Source organism: Streptomyces sp. NPDC048483 (assembly GCF_040651455.1).
In the GTDB taxonomy this organism is placed as follows: Bacteria; Actinomycetota; Actinomycetes; order Streptomycetales; family Streptomycetaceae; genus Streptomyces.
Genome location: NZ_JBEZJZ010000036.1, coordinates 59,879 through 66,147 on the forward strand (window position 1 = coordinate 59,879; position 6,269 = coordinate 66,147).

A 6,269-nucleotide genomic window follows, 5' to 3' on the forward strand; every position below is an offset into this window, starting at 1 on the left:
GAGGGTTTGCCACGCCGGTTGTCAGTGCCGGGTCGTACCGTGGGTTCCATGCGGCCCGTATCAAAGATCGAACGCACGGTGGCGCCCTTCGAGGTCGTCAGCTCCTACCAGCCCAGTGGCGATCAGCCGACGGCCATCGCCGAGCTGGAACAGCGCATCCGCGGGGGTGAGAAGGATGTCGTCCTGCTGGGTGCGACCGGTACCGGCAAGTCGGCGACCACCGCGTGGATGATCGAGAAGCTGCAGCGCCCCACTCTCGTCATGGCGCCCAACAAAACCCTCGCGGCGCAGCTCGCCAACGAATTCCGCGAGCTGCTGCCCAACAACGCCGTCGAGTACTTCGTCTCCTACTACGACTACTACCAGCCCGAGGCGTACGTCCCGCAGTCCGATACGTACATCGAGAAGGACTCCTCCATCAATGAGGAGGTCGAACGGCTGCGCCACTCCGCGACGAATTCGCTGCTCACCCGGCGGGACGTCGTCGTGGTCGCCTCGGTGTCCTGCATCTACGGCCTGGGGACGCCGCAGGAGTACGTCGACCGGATGGTGCCCCTGAAGGTCGGCGACGAATTCGACCGCGACCAGCTGCTGCGCCGCTTCGTCGACATCCAGTACACCCGTAACGACGTCGCCTTCAGCCGCGGCACCTTCCGGGTGCGCGGCGACACCATCGAGATCTTCCCGGTCTACGAAGAGCTGGCCGTGCGGATCGAGATGTTCGGCGACGAGATCGAGGCGCTGTCCACGCTCCACCCGCTCACCGGCGAGGTGATCAGCGAGGACCAGGAGCTGTACATCTTCCCGGCCAGCCACTACATCGCCGGCCCGGAGCGCATGGAGCGCGCCATCGCCGGGATCGAGGCCGAGCTGGCGGACACCCTCGCCACGATGGAGAAGCAGAGCAAGCATCTGGAGGCCCAGCGGCTGCGGATGCGCACGACCTACGACATCGAGATGATGCGGCAGATCGGCTCCTGCTCGGGCATCGAGAACTACTCGATGCACATGGACGGCCGTGAGCCGGGATCCGCGCCCAACACCCTCATCGACTACTTCCCGGATGACTTCCTCCTGGTCATCGACGAGTCGCATGTCACCGTCCCGCAGATCGGCGCCATGTACGAGGGCGACGCCTCCCGGAAGCGCACTCTTGTCGAGCACGGCTTCCGGCTTCCGTCCGCCATGGACAACCGCCCGCTGAAGTGGGAAGAGTTCCTGGAGCGCATCGGCCAGACCGTCTATCTGTCCGCGACCCCCGGGAAGTACGAGCTCGCGCGCGGCGACGGTTTCGTGGAGCAGATCATCCGCCCGACCGGACTGGTCGACCCGGAGGTGGTGGTCAAGCCCACCGACGGGCAGATCGACGACCTGGTGCACGAGATCCGGGCGCGGACGGAGAAGGACGAGCGCGTCCTGGTCACCACCCTGACCAAGAAGATGGCCGAGGACCTCACGGACTACTTCCTCGAGCTCGGCATCCAGGTCCGCTATCTGCACAGCGATGTGGACACCCTGCGGCGCGTGGAGCTGCTGCGCGAGCTGCGGTCCGGCGAGTACGACGTCCTGGTGGGCATCAACCTGCTGCGCGAGGGACTCGACCTGCCCGAGGTGTCCCTGGTGGCCATTCTGGATGCCGACAAGGAGGGCTTCCTGCGCTCCGGTTCGGCGCTGATCCAGACGATCGGACGTGCCGCCCGTAACGTCTCCGGCCAGGTGCACATGTACGCCGACAAGATCACCGCGGCGATGGAGCGGGCCATCGAGGAGACCAACCGCCGCCGGGAGAAGCAGCTCGCGTACAACAAGGCGAACAACATCGACCCGCAGCCGCTGCGCAAGAAGATCGGCGACATCGTGGCGACGATCGTCCGGGAGGAGATCGACACCCAGGAGCTGCTCGGCACGGACTACCGCAAGCCCGCCAAGGCCGCAGGCGGCAAGGGCGGCAAGGCACCGGTCCCGGCGCTCGCCGCACAGGCCGGGGCGAAGGGCAAGGGCGGCAAGGCGGGAGCCGCCCTGACGGACCGGCCGGCCGCCGAACTCGCCGAGCTCATCGAGGAGATGACGGAGCGGATGCGGGCCGCCGCGGCCGAGCTGCAGTTCGAGGTCGCGGCCCGGCTGCGCGACGAGGTCGGCGAACTGAAGAAGGAGCTGCGGCAGATGAAGGAGGCCGGGGTGAAGTAACGGGGCGTCGCCGCATGTCGGCACGGGCGCGGTGTGTTGCAGAAACGCCACAAAAGGCGGGGGTGACGCGCCCTTGCCGACCCGGCGTGCGTAGGGTCGAAGGCACCGCCGGAAAAGCAGGCGGGGAAGTACGAGAGGGGACGGCGCGTGACGGTCAATTTGTCCAAGGGGCAGGGAATCAGCCTGCAGAAGGCCGACGGAGGCACCCTGACGGCGGTGCGGATGGGACTGGGCTGGCGCTCCGCGCCGCGCCGTGGCCTGTTCGGGCGGCGTACCAACGAGATCGACCTCGACGCCTCGGCGGTGCTGTTCGCCGGCAAGGACCCCGTTGACGTCGTGTTCTTCAGGCACCTCATCAGCGACGACGGCTCGGTGCGGCACACCGGCGACAACCGGGTCGGCGGCGCCGGCCAGGGCGGCGACGACGAGGCGATCCTGGTCGACCTGGCGCGGGTGCCGGTGCACATCGACCAGATCGTGTTCACCGTCAACTCCTTCACCGGGCAGACCTTCGCCGAGGTGCAGGACGCCTTCTGTCGGCTGGTCGACGAGACCAACGGCCAGGAGCTGGCCCGCTACACCCTGACGGGCGGCGGCCAGTACACCGCGCAGGTCATGTCCAAGGTGCACCGTTCGGGCAGTGGCTGGGCGATGACCGCCATCGGTGAGCCCTGCAGCGGCCGCACGTTCCAGGACCTGATCCCCGCGATGGTGCCGCACCTGTAACCACCGCACCGCAGTGGCAGCGCGCACCGGGCCGCGCCGCCTCCGTACCCCGGGCGCCATGCCCGGCGCCCGCCCGGAACGTACGTAAATCAGGGGGAACAACGATGACGGCCGAGCTGGTCCGTGGGCAGAACCATCCACTGGACCGGACCCGTGTGGAGATCCGGATCACCGTCGGCGGGCCCGTCATGGCCGGGGTCACCCTCGGCGATGAACAGGGCAGGCTGTCGGGCGTGGAGGCGGTGGCCCACCCGGGAGCGCCCCGCCGCACCGGCGTCGAGGTCCCCCGACAGGCGGCCGCCGAGCACCGCATCGCGGTGGACCTCGATGCGCTGCCGGATGCCGTCCACCGGGTGAGCGTGCTGCTCGCACTGCCCACCGGGGTCGGCTCGCTGACCGGGTTCGGCGCGGCCGCCGCGCCCCACGTCGCGGTCACCGGCCTCGACGGCACCCAGATCGCCGGCTACACCATCACCGGCCTGGGCGCCGAGACCGCCGTTGTCGCCGTGGAGCTGTACCGCAGGCAGGACGCCTGGAAGGTACGCGCGGTGGGCCAGGGCTACGCCGACGGCCTGGCCGCCATGCTGCGCGACCAGGGGCTGCCGGAAGCGGCCGGGCTGGCGGCGGAGATCGAGGAGGCGGTCAGCCTGGGGCATGCCCGCGCGGTGCCCTCCCCGGTGGCGGCCGGCCGTGCCGCCGAGCAGGCCGGTACGGCCCCGGCGGACCCCGCCGAGTCCCCGGCGGGCGGTGGCCCCGTCGACTACCGCCACCCCAAGCGCCGCGCCGCGCCGGCCCCCGCGCCCTCGGCTGCCCCGGCGTCGTCCGACGGCTCGGCCCCGGTGGCCGGTGACGCGGCCGGCTGGAGCATGGACGAGCGGCTCTACAACCAGGTCTGGGGGATGTTCGAGGACCTGGCCCGCTCGGTGGCGGCCTACCGCAGCGCCGCCAACTTCGCCGAGTCCCGCCTGGAGCAGGAACTCGACAAGGCCCTCGCCGACCCGCGCAACCGCATGGGCGCTGCGGCAGACGTCGCTCGCGCCACCGCCCGCGACAAGCACGCCGCCCTGCTGACCCAGGCCCGCACCGCCCTCGACCGCGACCTCGCCCAGCTCGCCGCCGAGTCGGAGGTCGTCGAGCCCGCGCTGCCGCCCGCCTTCGCCCGCTGGGACAGCCCCATCTGGCAGGGCTATCACGTACCGCTGGAGCCCCCGATGGCGCTCCGTCTGGGCGATCTGCACCTCCCCGAGGTCCTGGACCTGCGCATCCCCATGCTCGTACGCCTCCCCCTGGAGCGCGGCCTGTGGATCGACAGCGGACCGGCCGCATACGCCCACGGCCTGGACCCCGAGCGCTCCTACCCGCGCCGCGAACTGGGCAGCGCGCTCACCGAGGGACCGCCGGACGAGGCCGAGCTGACCCGCCTCGCCCTGGACACCGCCGTCGCGATCGCCGCCCGGCTGCTCGCCGTCCACCCGGCCGGGGAGTTCTCCGTCCAGGTCATCGACCCCGGCGGTACGGCCGTGCCGGCGCTCGCCCCGCTGCTGGAGACCGGCGCGCTGCGCGAGCCCCCGGCATCCGGCGCCCAGGGGGTGTCCACGGTCCTGGAGGCGCTGACCCGCCGGGTGGACCTCGTCCAGATGGCGGTGCGCAACCGCGCCGCGGACTCCCTGCCGCCGGACATCGACACCGCCGAGCAGCTGCTGATCGTGCACGACTTCCCGCACGGCTTCGACGACCGCGCCGTCACCCAGCTGCGCTATCTGGCCGACGAGGGCCCAGCGGTCGGGGTGCATCTGCTGATGGTCGCCGACCGCGCCCAGGCCCAGGAGTACGGCCCGGTCCTCGACCCGCTGTGGCGGTCCCTGCTGCGGATCTCGCCGGTGCCCGACGCCTACCTCGGTGACCCCTGGGTCGGCCACGCCTGGACGTACGAGCCGCCGCTCGTCCCCAAGGACAGCCAGGTCCTGCGCCAGGTCCTCGGCCGCCTGGCCCAGGCCCGTCCCGCCCCCCGCCCCTGACCCGACACGTCGCCCCCTGACCAGCGACTTTACTCTTTCCTTTACTTTTCCTTGGTCTTCCTTTACCTTTCAGGTGCGGAGGGGAGTATTCCTGCTATCCCTGCTACGACGTACCCGTCATCACGGATTCCGAGTGTGACGAGATCCCGGGGCGTCGGCCCGGAGCAATGACCGCGCACCGCGCGGTCCCGGGTGGAAGAGACCTCCGGCAGCGACGACGCTGTGAGTGCCGTACGACTCTGCCGGAGGAGCAGTGGACGTTTCCCTGACCCTGTGGGTACTGACCATTCTCGGTCTGTGTGCCCTCATCGCCGCCGATTTCTTCATCGGCGGCCGCAAACCGCACGAGGTCTCCCTCAAGGAGGCCGGAATCTGGACCGGAGTCTGGATCGCGCTCGCCGCGCTCTTCGGCCTCGGGCTGCTGGTCTTCGGCGGCGGCGCGCCCGCCGGTGAATTCTTCGCGGGCTTCATCACCGAGAAGTCGCTGAGCGTCGACAACCTCTTCGTCTTCGTCCTGATCATGGGCAAGTTCGCGGTCCCGACGATCTATCAGCAGCGGGTGCTGATGGTCGGCGTGCTGATCGCGCTGGTGCTGCGGGCCGGCTTCATCGGCGCCGGCGCCGCGATCATCGCCAACTTCTCCTGGGTGTTCTACCTCTTCGGCGCGTTCCTCATCTGGACCGCCTGGAAGCTGATCATGGAGGCCCGCGCCGAGGAACAGGACGAGGAGTTCGAGGAGAACCGGTTCCTGAAGATGGTCGAGAAGCGCTTCCCGTCGACCGACACGTACCACGGCACCAAGCTGTTCATCGTCGAGAACGGCAAGCGGCTGATGACGCCGATGCTGATCGTCATGCTGGCGATCGGCACCACCGACGTCCTCTTCGCGCTGGACTCCATCCCGGCGATCTTCGGCCTCACCCAGGACCCGTACATCGTCTTCACTGCCAACGCCTTCGCCCTGATGGGCCTGCGGCAGCTGTACTTCCTGATCGGCGGACTGCTCAAGAAGCTGGTCCACCTCTCCTACGGCCTGTCCGTCATCCTCGGCTTCATCGGTGTGAAGCTGGTGCTGCACGCGCTGCACGAGTCCGGGGTGGCCGTTCCGGAGATCAGCATTCCGGTCTCGCTGGGCGTCATCTGCGCCGTCCTCGTCGTCACGACGATCACCAGCCTGCGCGCCTCGAAGAAGCAGACCGCGGCAGAGCTGCCGGCCAAGGACGACACCCGCGTCTGAGGCGGCCGATGGCTCGCGGTCGGTGGCCCCGTACCCGTACGCGGGCCCCCCCCCGGTGGGGCGCCCCGCCCGCCGGGCGCCCCACCGCCCCGGGCGGGCGC

The 6,269-nt window shown here is 69.9% G+C and carries 4 protein-coding genes; all 4 read left to right on the forward strand.

From position 1 onward, the window contains the following. Positions 1 to 48 precede the first annotated feature (48 nt). The 4 genes from uvrB to AB0D04_RS20110 all read left to right on the forward strand — a co-directional run bounded on the left by uvrB (position 49) and on the right by AB0D04_RS20110 (position 6,168). Complete coding sequence (uvrB, locus tag AB0D04_RS20095; RefSeq protein WP_362704886.1) at positions 49 to 2,187, forward strand: excinuclease ABC subunit UvrB; 2,139 nt, start codon at positions 49 to 51, stop codon at positions 2,185 to 2,187. 147 nt (positions 2,188 to 2,334) lie between these two features. Next, a complete protein-coding gene (locus AB0D04_RS20100; RefSeq protein ID WP_362704889.1) occupies positions 2,335 to 2,913 on the forward strand; it encodes a TerD family protein in 579 nt (192 codons plus the stop codon). A 104-nt stretch (positions 2,914 to 3,017) separates the two neighbouring features. Then, positions 3,018 to 4,931 carry a TerD family protein gene (locus tag AB0D04_RS20105; RefSeq protein ID WP_362704891.1) on the forward strand — a complete coding sequence of 638 codons (1,914 nt, stop codon included), beginning with the start codon at positions 3,018 to 3,020 and terminating at the stop codon, positions 4,929 to 4,931. A 253-nt stretch (positions 4,932 to 5,184) separates the two neighbouring features. Continuing rightward, positions 5,185 to 6,168 (forward strand): TerC family protein, encoded by a 984-nt coding sequence (locus AB0D04_RS20110; RefSeq protein ID WP_362704894.1) that lies wholly within the window; start codon positions 5,185 to 5,187, stop codon positions 6,166 to 6,168. The last annotated feature ends 101 nt before the right edge of the window (positions 6,169 to 6,269 follow it).